General features: G+C 72.5%; 19 protein-coding genes. 9 read left to right on the top strand and 10 right to left on the bottom strand.

What is annotated here, in order from left to right; genetic code table 11:
• Positions 1–45: 45 nt before the first annotated feature.
• The 6 genes from ACIBD9_RS12265 (at position 46) to ACIBD9_RS12240 (ending at position 5,531) form a co-directional block, all read left to right on the top strand.
• Entirely contained in the window at positions 46–387 is a 342-nt protein-coding gene (locus tag ACIBD9_RS12265) for a PadR family transcriptional regulator (RefSeq protein ID WP_091401756.1), read from the top strand.
• Positions 384–1,331 carry a permease prefix domain 1-containing protein gene (locus ACIBD9_RS12260; protein ID WP_396716961.1) on the top strand — a complete coding sequence of 316 codons (948 nt, stop codon included), beginning with the start codon at positions 384–386 and terminating at the stop codon, positions 1,329–1,331. The genes ACIBD9_RS12265 and ACIBD9_RS12260 overlap by 4 nt, the downstream gene beginning before the upstream one ends.
• Before the next feature lie 116 nt (positions 1,332–1,447).
• On the top strand, positions 1,448–2,785 hold the full coding sequence (locus tag ACIBD9_RS12255; RefSeq protein WP_396716959.1) for a sensor histidine kinase: 1,338 nt from the start codon (positions 1,448–1,450) through the stop codon (positions 2,783–2,785).
• Complete coding sequence (locus ACIBD9_RS12250; RefSeq protein ID WP_396716957.1) at positions 2,782–3,498, top strand: response regulator; 717 nt, start codon at positions 2,782–2,784, stop codon at positions 3,496–3,498. Before ACIBD9_RS12255 ends, ACIBD9_RS12250 begins: the two co-directional genes overlap by 4 nt.
• Before the next feature lie 81 nt (positions 3,499–3,579).
• Positions 3,580–4,473: an ABC transporter ATP-binding protein gene (locus ACIBD9_RS12245; protein WP_387175447.1), complete on the top strand. Its 894-nt coding sequence runs from the start codon at positions 3,580–3,582 to the stop codon at positions 4,471–4,473.
• On the top strand, positions 4,470–5,531 hold the full coding sequence (locus ACIBD9_RS12240; protein ID WP_396716955.1) for an ABC transporter permease: 1,062 nt from the start codon (positions 4,470–4,472) through the stop codon (positions 5,529–5,531). Before ACIBD9_RS12245 ends, ACIBD9_RS12240 begins: the two co-directional genes overlap by 4 nt.
• A gap of 180 nt (positions 5,532–5,711) precedes the next feature.
• Here ACIBD9_RS12240 and ACIBD9_RS12235 read toward each other — a convergent pair whose 3' ends face one another.
• Positions 5,712–6,887 carry a peptidoglycan-binding protein gene (locus ACIBD9_RS12235; RefSeq protein ID WP_396716953.1) on the bottom strand — a complete coding sequence of 392 codons (1,176 nt, stop codon included), beginning with the start codon at positions 6,885–6,887 and terminating at the stop codon, positions 5,712–5,714.
• A 252-nt stretch (positions 6,888–7,139) separates the two neighbouring features.
• Here ACIBD9_RS12235 and ACIBD9_RS12230 point away from each other — a divergent pair, with 252 nt between their 5' ends.
• Complete coding sequence (locus ACIBD9_RS12230; protein WP_396716951.1) at positions 7,140–8,213, top strand: helix-turn-helix domain-containing protein; 1,074 nt, start codon at positions 7,140–7,142, stop codon at positions 8,211–8,213.
• Between the two features lie 30 nt (positions 8,214–8,243).
• Here the strand turns inward: ACIBD9_RS12230 and ACIBD9_RS12225 are convergent, their stop codons facing one another.
• From ACIBD9_RS12225 to pgsA, 8 genes are all read right to left on the bottom strand, one after another.
• Positions 8,244–8,864, bottom strand: a complete 621-nt coding sequence (locus tag ACIBD9_RS12225; protein ID WP_396716949.1) for a DUF402 domain-containing protein — start codon at positions 8,862–8,864, stop codon at positions 8,244–8,246.
• A gap of 145 nt (positions 8,865–9,009) precedes the next feature.
• Positions 9,010–9,762: a YebC/PmpR family DNA-binding transcriptional regulator gene (locus tag ACIBD9_RS12220; protein WP_238656964.1), complete on the bottom strand. Its 753-nt coding sequence runs from the start codon at positions 9,760–9,762 to the stop codon at positions 9,010–9,012.
• A gap of 277 nt (positions 9,763–10,039) precedes the next feature.
• The gene (pdxT, locus tag ACIBD9_RS12215; protein WP_396716947.1) at positions 10,040–10,645 is read right to left on the bottom strand and encodes a pyridoxal 5'-phosphate synthase glutaminase subunit PdxT; all 606 of its coding nucleotides are present in this window, start codon (positions 10,643–10,645) and stop codon (positions 10,040–10,042) included.
• Positions 10,646–10,808: 163 nt separating this feature from the next.
• Positions 10,809–11,726: a pyridoxal 5'-phosphate synthase lyase subunit PdxS gene (gene pdxS, locus ACIBD9_RS12210; RefSeq protein ID WP_396716945.1), complete on the bottom strand. Its 918-nt coding sequence runs from the start codon at positions 11,724–11,726 to the stop codon at positions 10,809–10,811.
• A gap of 161 nt (positions 11,727–11,887) precedes the next feature.
• On the bottom strand, positions 11,888–12,391 hold the full coding sequence (locus ACIBD9_RS12205) for a hypothetical protein (protein WP_396716943.1): 504 nt from the start codon (positions 12,389–12,391) through the stop codon (positions 11,888–11,890).
• Between the two features lie 81 nt (positions 12,392–12,472).
• Entirely contained in the window at positions 12,473–13,633 is a 1,161-nt protein-coding gene (locus ACIBD9_RS12200) for a glycosyltransferase family 4 protein (protein WP_396716941.1), read from the bottom strand.
• Positions 13,634–13,688: 55 nt separating this feature from the next.
• The gene (locus ACIBD9_RS12195; protein WP_396716939.1) at positions 13,689–14,621 is read right to left on the bottom strand and encodes a phosphatidylinositol mannoside acyltransferase; all 933 of its coding nucleotides are present in this window, start codon (positions 14,619–14,621) and stop codon (positions 13,689–13,691) included.
• Between the two features lie 46 nt (positions 14,622–14,667).
• The gene (gene pgsA, locus ACIBD9_RS12190; RefSeq protein ID WP_396716937.1) at positions 14,668–15,297 is read right to left on the bottom strand and encodes a phosphatidylinositol phosphate synthase; all 630 of its coding nucleotides are present in this window, start codon (positions 15,295–15,297) and stop codon (positions 14,668–14,670) included.
• 249 nt (positions 15,298–15,546) lie between these two features.
• Here pgsA and ACIBD9_RS12185 point away from each other — a divergent pair, with 249 nt between their 5' ends.
• Entirely contained in the window at positions 15,547–17,703 is a 2,157-nt protein-coding gene (locus ACIBD9_RS12185; protein ID WP_396716935.1) for an elongation factor G-like protein EF-G2, read from the top strand.
• A 155-nt stretch (positions 17,704–17,858) separates the two neighbouring features.
• Here ACIBD9_RS12185 and ACIBD9_RS12180 read toward each other — a convergent pair whose 3' ends face one another.
• A complete protein-coding gene (locus tag ACIBD9_RS12180; protein ID WP_396716933.1) occupies positions 17,859–18,917 on the bottom strand; it encodes an aldo/keto reductase in 1,059 nt (352 codons plus the stop codon).
• 99 nt (positions 18,918–19,016) lie between these two features.
• Here ACIBD9_RS12180 and ACIBD9_RS12175 point away from each other — a divergent pair, with 99 nt between their 5' ends.
• Positions 19,017–19,499 carry a hypothetical protein gene (locus ACIBD9_RS12175; RefSeq protein ID WP_396716931.1) on the top strand — a complete coding sequence of 161 codons (483 nt, stop codon included), beginning with the start codon at positions 19,017–19,019 and terminating at the stop codon, positions 19,497–19,499.
• Positions 19,500–19,543 lie beyond the last annotated feature (44 nt).

Genomic DNA, 19,543 nt, shown 5'->3' with positions numbered 1-19,543 from the left:
TGTCGGCGTAGACAACACTGTGTGCCACACAGTATGGTGTGACACATGGTTAGCGAGGACGTTCTACGGACGCACCTACAGGAGTTGCGTCGAGGCACCGTCGTGGTGGCCAGCCTGGTCGCGCTGCGCCGACCGGACTACGGCTACGCACTGCTGCAACGGCTCAGCGACCACGGCTTCCCGGTCGACGCCAACACCCTCTACCCGCTGCTGCGCCGCCTGGAGGACCAGGGGCTGCTCACCAGCGAGTGGAACACCGAAGAGAGCCGACCGCGCAAGTTCTACCGGACCAGCGACGAGGGCGAGTCGATGCTGAACCGGCTCCTCGACGACCTCGCCGCCGTGCAGACCTCCATCACCGGCCTGATCCAAGGAGTCGACCGATGAACACGCTGACCGACCGCTACCTCGCCGCCACCCTGCGCTCGGTGCCCACCCAGCGCCGCGACGAGATCGCCACCGAGCTGCGGGCCTCCATCGAGGACATGATCGACGATCGCACCGGCGGTGGCGCGGACCCGACCGTTGCCGAACGGGAGGTGCTCACCGAGCTGGGCAACCCGGACGAGCTGGCCGCCCGGTACGCCGACCGCCGGTTGCAGCTCATCGGCCCGACCTACTACCTGGTCTGGCTGCGGCTGCTGAAGCTGCTGCTCAGCTTCATCCCGGCGCTCGTCGGCACGATCGTCGCCATCGTCAAGGTCGCCGAGGGCAGCGGTTTCGGAGCCATCGGGCCGGGCATCGTCGTCGCCCTGCAGGTGGCCGTGCAGATCACCTTCTGGCTCACCCTGACCTTCGCCATCATCGAGCGCTCCCAGACGACTGTGGACCTGCCGGGCTGGACTGTCGACCAACTGCCCGACGCCCCGGCGCACCGGGGCATCCCGCTCGCCGACACCGTCGCATCGGTGATCATGCTGGTGCTGACCATCGCGTACCTGCCGTTCCAGCACTACCAGTCCTGGGTCCGCGACACCGACGGCGAGAACATCCCGCTCCTCGACCCGGCGCTCTGGTCGTTCTGGCTGCCGGCGCTGATCGTAGTCCTGGCCGCCAGCGTGGTTCTCGAGATCGTCAAGTACCGGATCGCGCACTGGACCTGGGCGCTCTTCGCGACCAGGGCGCTGCTCAACCTGGCGTTCGCGGTGCCGCTGATGTGGCTGGCGCTCTCCGACCGACTGCTCAACCCGGCCCTGGCCGAGCGGCTCAGCTGGCTGGCGGACGCGGACAACCGCAACGTCCTCGGGGCGACCATCGCGGTGGGCGCGGCAGTGGTCGCGGTCTGGGACCTGATCGACACCGCCCTGAAGACCCGGCGGCAGACCGCGTGAGTGATCCCCGACCCGACGGCCCGGCGCGTACCCCGCGCCGGGCCGTCGCCCGTCGTGGTGACCACGGTGGCCCGCCCGGTCGGCGGGCCTGGTGGGCGGCGTGGCATCGTTCCTGGATGACCGTGGCACCGCGACCGGAATGGCATCGTCCGGGTCCAACGGCGGAGCAGCGCCGAAACGACCTCTGGATCGGCCTGGGGATGACCGGGCTGGCGTTGGTCAGTCTGACCCTGGCCCGTAGCACCGGCGCGTTCCTGCTGGGCCCACCGCCGTCCGGGCCGGAGCAGCTGTTCTGGACCGTCGCGGTGACCCTCCCGCTGATCTGGCGACGACGCTGGCCGACCGCGACCCTGCTGGTCGTCGCGGTGGTGTTCATCGCCGCGCAGGCGCGCTCGGCCCCGGAGAGCCAGTTCTCCTCCTGGGCCCTGTTCTGTGCCCTTTACACCGTCGGGGCCTGGGGGCAGGACCGGCAACTGTCCCGCCGGCTGCGGATCGGCGTGATCGCCACGATGTTCGCCTGGCTCGGGATCTACTACGCGGTGATGATCGACCACATCCCGGAGGACACCTTCGCCGACGCGGTCGGGCCGGTTCCCCCGGTGCTCGCCGCGATGGTCAACGGTGTGCTGCTCAACGTGCTGGTCTTCGGTTTCGCGTACTTCTTCGGCGAGACCGCGTGGGTGGCCGCGCGCCGCGAGCACGAGCTGCGCGCCCAGGCCGAGGACCTGCGCCGGTCGCAGGCCGAGGCCCGGGAACGGGCGGTGCTCGGCGAACGGGTCCGGATCGCCCGGGAGCTGCACGACGTGGTCGCCCACCACGTGTCGGTGATGGGCGTGCAGGCGTCCGCCTGCCGCCGGGTGTTCGACCGCGACCCGGGCAAGGCCCGCACCGCACTGACCGCCATCGAGCAGAGCGCCCGCACCGCCGTCGACGAGCTACGTCGGATGCTCGGCGTGCTGCGGACCTCCGCCGGCACCGACGCGGCGCCGCCGGCGGCCGGCGGCGTCGAACGGATCGACGAGCTTGTCGAGCGGGCTCGGGCCGCCGGGCTGACGGCCACCCTCGGGGTGTACGGCGACCCGGTCGCGTTGCCAGAATCGGTGTCCCAGACGGCCTACCGGGTGACGCAGGAGGCGGTGACCAACACCCTGAAGCACGCCGAGGCCGCCCTGCTCGACGTGCGGGTCCGGTACCTGGCCCGGGAGGTGGAGGTGGACGTGACCGACGACGGGCGGGGCGGTGGCCGGGCCAACGCCGTCGGGTTGGGCCTGATCGGGATGCGCGAACGGGTCACCGCCCACGACGGCGACCTGGAGGCCGGGCCGCGGGCCGGCGGCGGCTGGCGGGTACGCGCCCGCTTCCCCCTCGCGGCCCCGGCGAACCGCCCGGTCGGCCCGCAGCGGGAGTCGAGCGACGGGCACCAGGCGGCGGCCGGCGCGGAGCCCTCCGCATGAGCGCGGCAGCCCCGCACGCACCCGACACCGGCCCGACCGTCCGGGTGCTACTCGCCGACGACCAGCACCTCGTCCGTACCGGCTTCCGGGTCATCCTCGAGGTGGAGGACGACATCGAGGTGGTCGGTGAGGCCGCCGACGGCGAACGGGCCGTCAGCATGACCCGGGCCACCCGCCCCCACGTCGTACTCATGGATGTGGAGATGCCCGGGATGGACGGCCTGGAGGCCACCCGGCAGATCGTCGCCGCCGGCCCCGGGGCGCCCGCGGTGCTGATCCTCACGACCTTCGACCGCGACGACTACCTGTTCGCCGCGCTACGGGCCGGCGCCAGCGGCTTCCTGCTCAAGAACGGCACGCCGGAGGAGCTGATCGAGGCGATCCGGGTGCTGGCCAGGGGCGACGGCCTACTGGCCCCGGAGATCACCCGCCGGGTGATCTCCACCTTCGCCCGACCCGGCGACCCGACGGGCACCGCCCACCGCGGCCCGGACGCCGACGCCGCGCTGGCCGAGCTGACCCCGCGCGAACGGGAGGTGCTGATGTTACTCGCCGCCGGGTCGAGCAACGCGGAGATCGCCGCGACCATCCACCTGGGCGAGGCGACGGTGAAGACGCACGTGAGCCGGGTACTGGCCAAACTCGGCCTGCGCGACCGGGTGCAGGCCGTGGTGTTCGCGTACGAGAACGGGGTGGTCCGGCCCGGCGGGTGACCGACGTCCGCCGCGAGGTGGACCCGTCCGCTCACCCGTCGGGCGGACGGCGCGGCGGCGTACTCGATCTAGCGTGGAGGCGTGACCAGAACGCTTCGCCTCGACGGCGTCGACCGCAGCTTCGGCGACCGTCAGGTGCTCAGGAACGTGTCCTTCGAGGTGTCCGCCGGTCGGATGACCGGTTTCGTGGGCGCCAACGGCGCCGGCAAGACCACCACCATGCGGATCATCCTGGGTGTCCTCGCCCCCGACGCCGGCGAGGTGAGCTGGGGCGGCACCACGCTGACCCGGCAGGACCGTCGGCGCTTCGGCTACATGCCGGAGGAGCGGGGCCTCTACCCCAAGATGACCACCCGCGAGCAGGTGACCTACCTGGGCCGGCTGCACGGGTTGGACGCCGCCGCCGCCCGGCGTTCCACCGACGCTCTGCTGGACCGGGTCGGGCTCGGTGAGCGCGGCGACGACCTGCTGGAGACGCTGTCGCTGGGCAACCAGCAGCGCGCCCAGATCGCCGCCGCGCTGGTGCACGACCCCGAGGTGCTGGTGCTCGACGAACCGTTCTCCGGCCTCGACCCGCTGGCCGTGGAGACCGTCGTGGCGGTGCTACGGGAACGAGCCGCAGCCGGCGCGCCGGTGCTCTTCTCCAGTCACCAGCTCGACGTCGTGGAGCGCCTCTGCGACGACCTGGTGATCATCGGGGACGGGGTGATCCGGGCCGCCGGCAGCCGGCAGCAGCTCCGCGACTCGTACACCGTGCCCCGCTTCGAGCTGGTCGTGGAGCAGGACGCCGGCTGGGTACGCGACCACCCCGGGGTGACAGTGGTCGAGCTGGACGGCGCGCGCGTGGTCTTCGACCTGCCGGCCGGCACCGACGAACAGCCCGTGCTGCGGGCGGCCCTCGCCCGCGGCCCGGTCCGCGCCTTCCGCCCGGTCAGCCCCTCGCTCACCGAGATCTTCCGAGAGGTCACCCAGTGAACGTCACCCAGGCCACCCGGCTGGTCGCCGAACGCGAGATCCGGGTCAAGCTCCGCGACCGCACCTTCCTGTTCGGCACGCTGTTCTTCCTGCTGATCGCCGCGGCGGGCACCATCCTGCCGCCGCTCTTCTCCGGCGGCCCGTCCACAGTGGCGGCGACCGAGAGCGTGGCCGCGCCGCTGCGCGCCGCCGGGCTGGAGGTCCGGGTCGTCCCCGACGACCGGGCCGCCGAACAGGCCGTCCGCGACGACGACGTGGACGCGGCGGTGGTCACCGGACCAGCCGTCCTGGCCATGGACGAGGCCCCCGACGACGTGGTGAAGGCCCTGAGCACCCAGCCGGCCGTACGCCTGCTCGACCCGGACGCGGTCGACCCGGTGGTGGCGTTCCTGGTGCCGTTCGTCTTCGCGTTCGTCTTCTTCATCACCTCACAGACGTTCGGTGTGCAGATCGCGCAGAGCGTCATCGAGGAGAAGCAGACCCGGATCGTGGAGATCCTGGTGGCCGCCGTGCCGGTCCGGGCCCTGCTGGCCGGGAAGGTGGTGGCCGGGGCCATCCTGGCGTTCGCGCAGATAGCCCTGATCGCGGTGGTGGCGGTGATCGGGCTGCAGATCGGCGACAGCGGAGGTCTGCTCACCCTGCTCGCCCCGGCGATCGGCTGGTTCGTGCCGTTCTTCCTGATCGGTTTCGTGCTGCTCGCCGCCATGTGGGCGGCGGCCGGCGCGCTGGCCAACCGGCAGGAGGACATCGCCGCCGTGTCGACGCCGGTGCAGCTCGCCGTCATGCTGCCGTTCTTCGCGGTGATCTTCCTCAACGACAACGCCACCGCCATGCGGGTGCTGTCCTACGTGCCGTTCTCGTCACCCACGGCCATGCCGCTGCGGCTGTTCACCGGCGACGCGGCCGGGTGGGAGCCGATCGTCTCGCTGGTCATCCTGCTGCTCGCCGCCGGCGCGTTCCTCCTCGCCGGCGCCCGGGTGTACGAGGGGTCGCTGCTGCGCACCAACGGCCGGACCTCGCTGCGTACCGCCTGGCGGGAGCGGGAGACCATCGGCTGAGCGCGCGGGCGCCGGTGTCCGGGACGGATGCCGGCGCCCGCCGTCGTACGGAACCGTTCCGCGCGCTGTTCGGAGGCCGCGAACAGCGCGGGCCCTCCTACGGTGAGTCCAGCGCACGGCGACGGCCTGGTTGTCGCCGGTTCCGGACGAGGGGCTTTCGATGACCGCACCGCACCGGGGTCACAGCGATGGCGACGGCGCGCACTGCCAGTGGCCGAAACCGCTGGTGAGCGACCAGACGTTGCGTGCCGTCCGGATGTTCCAGTACGGGTCCAGCGCCGTCCGGGGGTCGACGCCGAACCGGGACAACTCGCTGTCGGTGAACTGGAACAGCCCCCAGCGCCGCGAACCGTCCGCGGCGACCACCACCCGGTACGGGTCCAACTCGGACAGACACCGGGCCATCTCCACCGCCCCACTCGGATCCTCCGGGAAGGTGCGCCGCAGGTACTTGCCGATCCGGTCCTCCGGCCAGGCCGCGGGCACCGTCGGCTGGCTCGCCAACTCGTCGAGCACCTGCCCGTCGGCGGTGCCGCTGACCGGCAGGCTGCCCAGGGCCTGGAAGGCGATCAACCCACTGGTGGTGCCCGGGCCGAACCAGCCGTCCACCGGCACGTTCAGTCCGCGGGCCACCAACCGTTCCTGGAGGTCCAGCACGCACGGGCCGTACATCCCCTCGCGCAGGACCAGCGGGCAACCGTCGGTCGACGAGCTACCCGCCGTGGCGGTGAACTTCGGCAGCAGCGTGCCGGTCGCGCCGATCGTCAGCACCGCGAGCACGGCGAGCACCGCCAGCCGGAGGCGGCGACGGGCCGACCGGGGCGCCTCGGGTCGCGACCGCTCCGGCAGGACCGGCCTGACCGACGCTGTCAGCTCGTCGGACCGGACGGGGCCGGCGGACGGAGGCGCGTCGGCCGACGGGGTCGGGTCGACGGGCAACGTCGGCTCGGCGGGCGGGATGGGCGCCGCCGACGGGGCAGGGCCAGCGGGCGGGACCGGCTCCGCCGCCGAGGGCTGGCTGGCGGCGGGCGTCACGGTGGCCTGCGACGCCGAAGTCTCCCACCGGTCCCGCTCGCTGAGGTGGGCCTCGATGTCCCGCCGCATCCCCACCCACCGTTCGATGTCGGGCACCTCGCAGGCCGCCAACATCGCCACCACGGTGCGCTCCCGGGGCAGGGTGATCCGCCCCAGCATCGTGGCGAGCGTGCTCGCCGGCAACCAGTGCCCGGCCGCCGAGGCGCGCCGGGAGATCTCCCGGTAGGTCAGGCCCGAGCACCTCCGCACGTCCCGCAGCAACGCGACGTACTCCCCCGCCGTGGCCGCCTGCGGCACCGGATCCCGGGTAGCGTCATCCATCGATTCTCCCCGTTTCGTCGATCTGGTCGGGCTCGGACCGGTTCCGGTCCGAGCCCGACGGCCGCACCCGCCCAACGGCGCGGCCATCGAGCGTCGACGCTAGATAAGCCGGCGGACGAGGACAATGCCCTGGTCGCCGGGGTGCGCTGTCCGGGCAGCTCAGGGCGCCATGTCCGGATCCTGTCCGACCACCTCGGACAGTCGCTGGGACCCGACTTGCCCCCGCGTCCGCAATGTCTGGAGAATCGGGCAATGACCACGGGGGAGCTACGCCCGGACGACGCGTCCGACCCGGCCGGGTTCGTCGAGATGCTGCGCCAGCTCAAGGACCGCTCGGGGCTCACCTACCGGCAACTGGAGCAGCGTGCCGCGTCGGCGGGTGACGTGCTGGCCCGCAGCACCGCGGCCGACATCCTGCGCCGGTCCACACTGCCGCGACCCGAGGTGGTGGCCGCGTTCGTTCGGGCGTGCGGCGCGGAGGACCAGGTCGAGACGTGGCTACGGGCGCGACACCGGATCGCGGTGAACGCGTACGCGCCGATGTCGCCCGTGTCGGACCAGCCGGCCGACGGCGGCGCAGCGGACGGTTCGCCGGCCGACGCGGCGCCGCCGGCGGTGGTGGAACGTGCCGCACCGGCACGGGCGCGGTGGTTCGCCCGACGCGCACCGCTGGCGTTTCTCGTCGTCGGGGTGCTGCTGGCCGTGGTCGGCGTGGTCGCCTGGGTTCAGCGACCCGACGACACACAGCAGACGGGTCAGCGCGGCGGCCCGACCCCGGCGGTTTCCGGCGTCCCCTCGGGGGAGAGCGCCAGCCCGGACGGTGACGCCAGCCCCGAGGCGGACGCCAGCCCGACGATCGGGCCGGACGCGCGGCTGAGCCGGATCCACCCCGCCCGCAACCCGCAACTGTGCCTCACCGAGGGGCGCGAGCGCACCGGGCAGTACCCGCACGAGGTGGCGGTCCAGCGTCCCTGCGTGGACGCCACCCCACCGGACACCTACCTGGAGCCGGCGGCCGGCGGGCTGTACTTCATCAAGTGGAGCCACCCGGTGCACGGGCCGGGCTGCCTCACCATCCGCAGCGAGGATCCCGGTCGGAACCTGCTCGAACCCTTCACGAAGTGCAGCGACAGCAACTCGTCGCAGCTGTTCCGCTTCGAGCCGACCGTACCCGCACCGACCTCGTACCGGATCAGGCCGAGCGGCACCGGCCTGTGCGTGGGGCTCCGCAACGATGACACCGAGGTGTCGGCCGAGGCGCTGGTCGAGCCGTGCACCAACGGGGCGGACCAGCTGTTCCTGGTCGACCCCCGACCGGCAGGCTGACCGGCCGGTCGGCCGGACCGGCGTTGCGGCTCAACGCGCGGGTGGCACCCGATCCCAGCCGGCCGGCAGCGGAGGCGCCGTCCAGGCGGGGTCGGGCCGCCAGGTGGCCCACGCCCGGTCCCACCAGCGCTCACCGCCGTCGAGCAGGGCGGCGATCCGGTCGCCCTCGGCCTGGATGGCGTCCCCCATGCCCGGGTAGCGCCCCTCGACGAGGCGCTGGGCGAACATCTCGACGTCCTTCCAGACGTACCGTTCGGCGTCCGCGGCCCACCACAGGTCCAGCTCGTGGTCCAGGGTGTCCACCCCGATCGGCGTACGCCGCACCGGGTCCTGGAGGTTGAAGTACCAGCCGGCGAAGTCGCGGCCCGGCCCGGTCCAGAACACGTCGATCGAGTGCGCCTCACCGGGGCGTTGCAGCATCAGCTTGCCGTGCCCGGACCAGGCGCGGTGCCCGGCGGTCTCCCACGGGTGCCGTCCGCACGGGAAGACGCCGGTCTCCGGGAAGCCGAACTCGGCTCCCGGTGGAAGGTAGAGGGCGAGCAGGTCGGGCGAGTCCTCGACGCAGATCGTCGGGCAGCCGAACCAGACCTCGCCGCGCAGCACCTCACGGCGTACGACGGTGTCCCCAAGCCCGAACCGCTCCACCACCACTGCGACACCTCCGCGTCCGCCGCGCCCAACCCAACCCAACCCCGCCGCGATCTTGCACGTTCTGTTGACGATATGCCATGAGTGACCCGGTCTGTCGGGTCAGAAAGTGCAAGATCGCGGCGGGGCGGCGGGGACGTGGCGGGGGTCAGGCGTCGACCGCCGCCATCACGTCGTCGCTGATGTCGAAGTTGGCGTAGACGTTCTGAACGTCGTCGCAGTCTTCCAAGACGTCGATCAGCTTGAAGATCTTGCGGGCGCCCTCTTCGTCCAGCGGCACGTTGACGCTGGGGATCAGCGAGGACTCGGCCGACTCGTACTCGATGCCGGCGTCCTGCAACGCCGTCCGCACCGGGATCAGGTCGGTCGGCTCGGAAACCACCTCGTACGCCTCGCCGATGTCGTTGACCTCCTCGGCGCCGGCGTCCAGGACGGCCAGCATCACGTCGTCCTCGCTGGTGCCCTCCTTGGGGACGATCACCACGCCCTTGCGGGAGAACATGTACGACACCGAGCCGGCGTCGGCGAGCGAGCCGCCGTTGCGGGTCAGCGCGGTGCGTACCTCTGTCGCCGCGCGGTTGCGGTTGTCGGTGAGGCACTCGATGAGCATGGCCACGCCGCTCGGGCCGTACCCCTCATACATGATCGTCTGCCAGTCGGCGCCGCCGGCCTCCAGGCCGGAGCCGCGCTTGACGGCGCGATCGATGTTGTCGTTCGGCACCGAGCTCTTCTTCGCCTTCTGAATGGCGTCGAAGAGCGTCGGGTTACCGGTCGGGTCACCGCCGCCGATCCGCGCGGCCACCTCGACGTTCTTGATCAGCTTGGCGAACATCTTGCCGCGCTTGGCGTCGATGACGGCCTTCTTGTGCTTGGTCGTCGCCCACTTTGAGTGGCCGGACATCTTCTACCTCCGTTGCTACCCGCCGTCTGCATCGACCGCACCGCTCACGCCCCGCTCCCGCCGGCGCACGCGGAGGTGCCGGTCAGCTCTGGTGGAAGCCGTGGCGGGCAGATGGCCCTGCCGAATCTCCGCAATCCTACCGACGTCCCCCCGGTCGCTGTCATCCACCGCGCGCGGCACGGCCACCCGGCCCCGACGGAGCAGGGCAGACGGGGCGAAAACCCCCGGCCACGACCGCGGCGAACATCATGGACAGCCCGAGGCGGTCACCCGCCGTTCAGGACGTGGCGCGGACCAGGTCCACGAAGTACGCGTGCACCCGCAGGTCACCGGTCAGCTCCGGGTGGAACGAGGTGGCCAGCAGGTTGCCCTGTCGGACCGCCACGATCCGGTCGGCGGCCGGCCCCCCGGTCACCACCCCGATGACCTGGACACCGGCACCGACCCGCTCCACCCAGGGCGCGCGGATGAACACCGCGTGGAACGGCTCGCCCGGCACCCCGGCGACCGTCACCGGCGCCTCGAACGAGTCGACCTGCCGGCCGAACGCGTTGCGCCGGACGGTCATGTCGATGCCGGAGAACCCGCGCTGATCGGGTCGGCCGTCGAGCACCTCGGTCGCCAACATGATCATCCCGGCGCAGGAGCCGTAGACCGGCATACCGTCGGCGATCCGCTTGTCGATCGGCTCGCGCATCTCGAAGATGTCGGCGAGCTTGCTCATGGTGGTGGACTCCCCACCGGGGATGACCAGGCCGTCGACCGCGTCCAGCTCCGCCGGACGGCGGACCGGGCGGGCGTCCGCGCCCGCCGCGGCAAGCGCCGCCACGTGCTCGCGGACGTCGCCCTGGAGCGCGAGGACGCCGATCACGGGTGCCGTCACGGTCGCACCGTCCCTCTCCGCGTCACGCCGCCGGACAGAGCGCTCACCAATCTTTCCTTCCCTCGCGACTGCGGGGCTCGCAAGAGCGGCTCACTCCTCGCGCTCACCAACCTTTCGTTCCCTCGCGACTGCGGGGCTCGCAAGAGCGGCTCACTCCTCGCGCTCACCAACCGCGCTCGGCCAGGCGGTGCGGCTGCGGGATCTCGTCGACGTTGATGCCGACCATCGCCTCGCCGAGACCCCGGGACACCTTGGCCAGCACGTCCGGGTCGTCGTGGAAGGTGGTCGCCTTGACGATCGCGGCGGCCCGCTGAGCCGGGTTGCCCGCCTTGAAGATGCCGGAACCGACGAAGACACCCTCCGCGCCGAGCTGCATCATCATCGCCGCGTCGGCCGGAGTGGCGATCCCGCCCGCGGTGAACAGCACCACCGGCAGCTTGCCGCTCTCGGCGACCTCCTTGACCAGCTCGTACGGGGCCTGCAGCTCCTTGGCCGCGACGTACAGCTCGTCGGCCGGCAGCGAGGCCAGCCGGCGGATCTCCTGGCGGATCTTCCGCATGTGGGTGGTGGCGTTGGAGACGTCACCGGTGCCCGCCTCGCCCTTCGAGCGGATCATCGCCGCGCCCTCGGTGATCCGGCGCAGCGCCTCGCCCAGGTTCGTCGCGCCACAGACGAAGGGCACGGTGAACGCCCACTTGTCGATGTGGTTCGCGTAGTCGGCCGGGGTCAGCACCTCGGACTCGTCGACGTAGTCCACGCCGAGCGACTGGAGGATCCGCGCCTCCACGAAGTGGCCGATGCGGGCCTTGGCCATCACCGGGATGGAGACCGCCTCGATGATCCCGTCGATCATGTCGGGGTCGCTCATCCGGGACACCCCGCCCTGCGCGCGGATGTCGGCGGGCACCCGCTCCAAGGCCATCACCGCGACGGCGCCGGCGTCCTCGGCGATCTTGGCCTGCTCGGCGTTGACGACATCCATGATCACGCCGCCCTTGAGCATCTCGGCCATGCCACGCTTTACGCGGGCGGTGCCGACGACGGGGGCGGTACCGGTGTTCGACGCGGTGTTCTCGGGCACGGGTCATCGCTCCTTGGACGTGCTCTGGGGGTGGCAGCGAAAATGCTACGCGCGGTGCAACGCCGTACCGACAGCCAATCAGACCCCCGGTGGCCTGCACTGTGGCCCTGGTCACCGGCCCGCCCTGTGCCCGCCGGGGAGCAGCCGGCGACCGTCGGAGGTCAGGCCGCGGGGACGTCCGCCGGCACGACGAGGGTCGGGTCGTCGATGTCGAAGTAGCGTGGCCAATCCCGACCCCGCCCCATCCGCAACAGGCGCACCAGCGGCCGGCTGCGCGCCGAGCGGGCGTCCCGGACCAGGTCGGTGTGCACCTGCCGGGACAGCGCGAGCCGACGACTGGCGGCGATGACCGCCGCGCAGTCCGGGTCGCCCGGGTCCAACTGGACGCCGCGCAACTGTCGGGTCAGGTCGTTCTCCGCCGCCTCCCGCTCGTCCGGGCTGGCGTCCAGGGCGATCCGGGCCGCCGCGTACAGCTCGACGCCGAAACGGCGCTCAGCCAGGACTGCGGCTGCCGCCGCGCGGCGCAGCAGGTGGGCGTCGAGGGCCCGGGCCGCCAGTTCCGCGCGGCCCTGCAGCCGTTCGACCCGGCCGGCGGTCCAGATGAGGTACGCCGCGACCAGCCCCACGACCACGCTCGCGGCCACCACCCACCACATGTGCGGCATCGTAGTGCTGCTCCGTTTCGTCCGATTGGGCGCGGCCGGACCGGTCCCACCGGTCAGCACCGCACCATCCGTCACACCGGCTCAGCCCAGCCCCACCCATTCCTGGTCGATGACCCGCCCGTCGGTTGCCTCGATCGCCGCTGCGTATACCTCCAGAACGCGGCGGGCAACCACCGGCCAGTCGAAATTCGCGACCACCTGATCACCGCAGGCACTCAGCGTGGCCCGCCCGGCCGGGTCGTCCAGCAGCTCGCTGAGCACCGCACGCAGCCCCACCGGGTCACCCGTGGGGAAGAGCCGACCGGCCCGCCCACCGTCGAGCACCCTCCGGAACGCGTCCAGGTCACTGGCGACGACCGTCGTACCCGCGGCGAGGGCCTCGGTGAGGATCATGCCGAACGACTCGCCGCCGGTGTTCGGGGCGACGTAGAGGTGCACACTGCGCAGCATGCGCGCCTTGTCGGCTTCGCTGACCAGGCCGAGGAACGTGATCCGCTCGTGCAGTTCGACGGGGAACTGGTCGAACAGGTCGTCGGGGTCACCCGGGCCGGCGACGAGCAACCGCAGACCGGGCCGGGTGGCGGCCAACGCCACGAACGCGTCGCGCAGCACCGGGAAACCCTTGCGGGCCTCGGTGAACCGGCCCAGGAAGCCGAGCGTGCCGCCGGTGCCCGTCGCGCACTCCCCCGGCCAGCCCGGCAAGGGCTCGGCGTCGGCGAACTTGGCCACCGCCACCCCGTTGGGAATCTCCACCGCGCCGCCGTCCATGTGCTCGACCTGCACCTTGCGGGCCAACGCGCTCACCGCGATCCGGGCCGTGATCCGCTCCAGCACGATCTGGAGCACACCCTGGGCGGCGGCGAGGACCCGCGAACGGGTCATCGCGGTGTGGAACGTGGCCACCACCGGGCCACGGGCGGAGAGTACGGCCAACAGCGACAGACTCAGCGTCAGTGGCTCGTGCACGTGCAGCACGTCGAAGTCGCCGTTGGTGATCCACCGCCGCACCCGGGCGGTGGACACCGGGCCGAACGCGATCCGGGCCACCGAACCGTTGTACGGCAGCGGAACGGCACGTCCGGCGGACACCACGTACTCCGGCAGCGGTGAATCCTCGTCGGCCGGCGCGAGCACGCTGACCTCGTGGCCGAGCGCGATCAGCGCCTCGGCGAGGTCCATGACGTGGTTCTGCACCCCACCGGGCACGTCGAAGGAGTACGGGCACACGATGCCGATCCGCATGCGTCAGCGCCCCCCGTCCGCGGCTGCGGGACACCACCTCAACGTGCCCACCTCCTCAGGCCGGGCCGGAGGCCGACGAGGGCAGCGCCGCGCCCTCCCCCGACCTCGCCTGGTCCAGCCACATCCGCTGCAACATGTGCCAGTCTTCCGGATGCCGGGCGATACCGGCCGCCAGACGGTCGGCGATCAGCTGGGTCAGCGACCGGACCCGCTGGTCCAGCGGCCCCACCTCGGGCCCCGGCACCGGCAACGGACCAGCCAGCGACGCACAGGCGGCATCCGGTTCGTACCACAGCGAGGCCACGTAGAGCGGCGCACCGGTGTGCAGCGCGAGCAACGCCGGCCCGGCGGGCATCCGGGTCTTCCCACCGAAGAAGTCCACCTCCACCCCCCGGGCGGAGAGGTCCCGGTCGGCCAGCAACGGCACCACCGCACCGGCCCGCAGCCGGTCCAGCAGCACGTCGAAAGCCGGACGCGGCCCCCCGTGGGTCGGCAGGATCTCCATCCCCAGACTCGCCCGGAAGGCCATGAAACGCTTGTACACGCCCTCCGGCTTGAGCCGCTCCATGACCGTGGTGATCGGCCAACCGGTGGCCGCCACCCAGGCGCCCGCGGCATCCCAGTTGCCGGCGTGCGGCAGGGCCACCACCGCGCCCCGACCGGCGGCCACGTCGGCGGCGAGCAACTCGGCGCCGTCGAGCCGGAAATTGGACAGGATCTGCGACCGGCTCAGGGCGGGCAGCCGGAACGCCTCCATCCAGTACCGGGCGTACGAGCGCAACCCGCGCTTGACGAGATCGTCCAACTCGGCGTCGGGTAGCTCCGGGCCGACCACCCGGCGCAGGTTGGCGCGCAGTCGGGCCGTACCCCCGCCGCCGGCGCGGTGGGCGCGGTCCGCGCCCGCCTGGAACGCCGCCGCCACCAACGGCCGGGGTAGCGCGCGGACCACCCGCCACCCGGCGATGTAGCCCAGCTCGGTGAGGTTCACGCGACTCGGCCGCCGGTCGTCCGACGCCAGGTCGCCGGCACGCCGCTCACGCCTGGCCGTCCGGCTGGAGCTGCTGGGCCTGGCGGTAGACGTGCGTCATCCGCTGCCCCACCGTGAAGATCGACACGGCGGCGAGGAGCCAGAGCGCGATCTCCAGCGCCGGGTCGACACCGACACCGGTGAGGATCCCGCCGACCCCGACGATCAGCAGCCGCTCGGTGCGCTCGGCGATGCCCACGTTGCAGGTCATGCCGAGCCCCTCGGCGCGGGCCTTGACGTAGGAGACGAGGCTGCCGGCGGCCAGACAGACCAACGCGGCGGCCACTCCGGAGTGGTCGCCCTGGGTGGCCAGCCAGTACGCGACCGCGCCGAAGACGGCGCTGTCGGCGACCCGGTCCATGCTTGAGTCGAGGAACGCCCCGAACCTGGTGGAGCCGCCGCTCATCCGGGCCATCGTCCCGTCGAGCAGGTCGGTGAGCGCGAACAGGGTGACGATCAACGCGCCCGCGACCAGATGGCCGCGAGCACCGAAGCCGAGCGCGCCGACGAGCACACCAACGGTGCCCGCGACGGTGACGGCATTGGGGGTGACGCCCGCGCGCAGCAGGGCGCGGGCAATCGGCTCGACGACGCGGGTCATCCCCGCGCGGGCCGACACTTGGAAGATCTTCGCCATGGCGGTCCCCACGATAACGGTCCGCCCAGCTCCGGCGATACGGACGGTACCGCCGACCCGCCCGGGGGAGGCTTGTGCCTATCCGGCAACGGGTGTGAGATCGAGCCGGAAGGTGAGCCAGCTCACCCGTCCGCCCGTCCCGTTCCCGCTGTGCAGCAGACCACCGGAGGATATCGCCGCGCACTCGCCCCGGGCCGCTTCCCGTCGCGCGGCGGTCGCCACCACCACCGGCTGAGGGAGGTGCGCCCCATGGCGCAGAAGAGTCAAGAGAAGGGTTTCACCGGCGGCACGCCGGTGGTGACCGAGCCCGAGCGGGTTCGCAACGTGGTGCTCGTCGGGCACTCCGGGGCGGGCAAGACCACCCTGGTCGAGGCGCTGCTCGCGGCGACCGGCACGATCGGCCGCGCCGGCTCCGTGGTCGACGGCACCACGGTCGGCGACCACGACCCCGCCGCCGTACGCCAGCAGCGCTCGGTCAGCCTGTCCTGCGCGCCGCTGCTGCACAACGGCATCAAGGTCAACCTGCTGGACACCCCCGGGTACGCCGACTTCGTCGGCGAGCTGCGCGCCGGGCTGCGGGCCGCCGACGCCGCGCTCTTCGTGGTCTCCGCCGCCGGCGGCATGGACGCGGCCACCGTCGCGCTGTGGGAGGAGTGCGCCGCCGTCGACATGCCCCGCGCCGTCGCGGTGGCCCGACTGGACCAGCCCCGCGCCGACGTCGACGAGACGGTGGCGCTCTGCCAGCGCCTCTTCGGCGACAACGTGATGCCGCTCTACCTGCCGATGCTCGGCGATGACGGAGTGTCCACCGAGGGTCTGCTCGGCCTGATCACCCGCCGGGTCTTCGACTACAGCGCCGGGCTGCCCGCCGACGTGCGCGACCCGGACCCGGAGCACCAGCGGGCCATCGACGAGTCCCGCGACGAGCTGATCGAGGGGATCATCGCCGAGAGCGAGGACGAGACCCTCATGGACCGCTACCTCGACGGCGAGGAGATCAGCACCGAGGTGCTCATCGACGACCTGGAGAAGGCCGTCGCCCGGGGCCACTTCTACCCGGTGGTGCCGGTCTGCGCCGAGACCGGTGTCGGGCTGGACGTGCTGTTGGAGGTGCTGACCGCCGCGTTCCCGTCGCCGCTGGAGCACGAGTTGCCGGCGGTGACCGGCGTGGACGGCTCGCCGCGTCCGCCGCTGACCTGCGACCCGGCCGGGCCGCTCGTCGCCGAGGTCGTCAAGACCACCGTCGACCGCCACGTCGGCCGGGTCTCGCTGGTCCGGGTCTTCTCCGGCACGCTGCGCCCCGACCAGACCATGCACGTCTCCGGCCACGGCATGGCCGAACGCGGGCACCCCGACCACGACGCCGACGAGCGGGTCGGGCACATCTACACCCCGCTGGGCGCCACCCTGCGGGAGGTGCCGCTCTGCGTGGCCGGCGACATCTGCGCGATCACCAAGTCGGGCAGCGCCGAGACCGGCGACACCATCTCGACCCGGGACGACCCGCTGCTGATCGCCCCCTGGGAGATGCCGGAGCCACTGCTGCCGGTGGCGATCGTCGCCCGGAGCCGCGCCGACGAGGACGCCCTGGCCCGCAACCTCGCCCGCCTGGTCGCCGGTGACCCCACGCTGCGGCTGGAGCGCAACCCGGAGACCCACCAGCTGGTGCTCTGGTGCATGGGCGAGGCACACGCGGACGTGGTGCTCGACCGGCTGCGCGCCGGCGGCGTCGAACTGGACACCGAGCCGGTCAAGGTGTCGCTGCGCGAGACCCTGACCGTGCCCGCGAAGGGGCACGGCCGTCACGTCAAGCAGTCCGGCGGCCACGGCCAGTACGCGGTCTGCGACATCGAGGTCGAGCCGCTACCCCGCGGCGGTGGCTTCGAGTTCGTCGACCGGGTGGTCGGCGGCGCGGTGCCGCACAACTACGTCCCGTCCGTGGAGAAGGGCGTCCGCGCCCAACTGGAGCGCGGGCTGGTCGCCGGCCACCCGGTGGTGGACCTGCGGGTGACCCTGGTCGACGGCAAGTCGCACAGCGTCGACTCCTCCGACGCGGCCTTCCAGACCGCCGGCGCGTTGGCACTGCGCGACGCCGCCGAGCGTGGCCAGCCGGCCCTGCTGGAGCCGATCGACGAGGTCACCATCCGGGTCCCCGACGGCTCGGTGGGCACGGTGATGGGCGACCTGTCCGGCCGGCGTGGCCGGGTGCTCGGCACCGAACCGGACCCGGACACCGAGGGCCGCACCCTCGTCCGCGCCGAGGTGCCGGCCACCGAACTACTTCGGTACGCCGTGGAGCTGCGCTCCATGACGGCCGGCACCGGCACCTTCCGCCGCCACTTCGTGCGCCACGACCCGATGCCCGCCCACCTGGCCGACCAGGCCCGCAAGAAACACACCCCGTAACCCCCGCCCCGCCCCTCATCCCCGCCCGCGATCTTGCACTTGCTGTCGTCCTTATGTCGCTGTCGCGGCATAAGTCCCCGCAGGAAGTGCAAGATCGGCGCGGGCTGGGGCGGCTCGAGCGCGCCTCGCGGGAGCGCGCGGCGCGTGGGGTTTGGTTACGGGTGGACTGTGGGGTGGGTGGGGTGGGGCCGGTGGGGGCGGTCGGCGTCGCGGAGGGCAGCCGTCCGGACGGCGGCGAGCTGACGCTCCACCTCGACGAACTGGTCCGCCGGCAGCGGCCCCCGGTGCAGCGCGGCGGCGTTCTCCTCGACCTGGGCGACCGTACGGCAGCCCGGGATCGGGATGGTGCGACCGCTGCGGGCCCAGATCCAGCCCAGCGCGCCCTGGGCGAGGGTACGTCCGTCGGCGGTGAGCGCGGCACGGACCGCGCCGACCCGGCGCAGCCACTCCGGTGCCGGCCGGCCACCCCGGAACCACTCCAACCAGCCCGGGGCAAGCCCGCGTACGTCGTCGCGGGGCAGTGTCGAGGTGGCCGAGTACTTGCCGGTGAGCAGCCCCATCCCGAGTGGACCCCGGTTGACGCTGGCCAGGTCGTACTTGTCACAGACGGCGAGCAGCTCAGGGGCGTCGCGTAGCACCGACAGGGTGTGTTGCACGGCGGTGGCACCGGCGGCGGAGTGGCCGAACGCGGCGGCCCGGTCGGGGCGGTCGGTGCTCCACCCGTACGCGCGGATCAGGCCCTCGGCCACCAGGTCCTCGCAGGTCCCGATCAGCGCCTGCGCCCTCGGCACCGGCAGGTCGGCCAGGTGCAGCTGGTAGAGGTCGATCCGGTCGGTGTCGAGCCGGCGCAGCGAGGCGGTCACGGCACTGCGCAGGTACGCGGGCGACGCGTCCTCGCCGGTGGCCTGCCGAGCGGCCTCGTCGAAGGTGTAACCCCACTTGGTGGCGATCACGGCGTCGTCGCGGCGACCGGCGAGCGCGCGACCGAGCACCCGCTCACCGTGCCCGGCCCCGTACGTGTCGGCGGTGTCGAAGAGGGTGATGCCCAGATCGAGCGCCCGCCGTACCGCCCGCACCGACTCGTCGTCGTCGACCGCGCCCCAGCCCAGCGGCTGGCTGCCCTCCGCCCAGGGCCCGCTGATCGCCCAGCACCCCATGCCGAGGGCGCTGACCTCGATGCCGCTGCGCCCCAACGTCCGTGTCGTGACTGCCATCGGCCGATCGTGCCACCTCCGACGGGCCGGGGCGCAGGAGATCCGCCGGGTGGCCACGCGGGTGCACGGAGACGGTCACGGTGCGGCATGATCAACGCCATGCGACGGCTCGGTGTGGACATCGGCGGAGTGATCATCGAGCCGGCCGACGACGACGCGGACACGTCGTTCTTCGGCGCGCACTATCTGCGTACCCCGGCCGTCGTCGGGGCGTTCGACGCGCTCGCGGCGATCGGCCCGGCGTTCGACGAGGTGCACCTGGTGTCCAAGTGCGGTGAGGCCACCGAGCGGCGTACCCGGGAGTGGCTGGCCCACCACGACTTCCCGGCGCGCACCGGCATCCCCGTCGAGCGGGTGCACTTCTGCCGCACCCGAGCAGACAAGGCGCCGGTCGCTCGACGCCTCGGCCTGACCCACTTCGTGGACGACAGGCTGGAGGTGCTTGGCTACCTCGACTCGGTGCCGTACCGCTTCCTGTTCCGGCCCCGCCGGGCCGAGGTCGCCGCACACGCCGCGCTGCTGCCCCGCGTACACCGGGTGGAGAGTTGGTCGGAGCTGACCCCGCTGCTGCGCGCCGACTAGCCGGACCGGTGCGAACGCCGCGGGGCCGGCGGCGCGGCCGGCGG

The sequence above is a fragment of the Micromonospora sp. NPDC050784 genome (assembly GCF_044456765.1).
Taxonomy (GTDB): domain Bacteria; phylum Actinomycetota; class Actinomycetes; order Mycobacteriales; family Micromonosporaceae; genus Micromonospora; species Micromonospora foliorum.
This window is presented reverse-complemented; position numbering and strand designations above follow the sequence as displayed.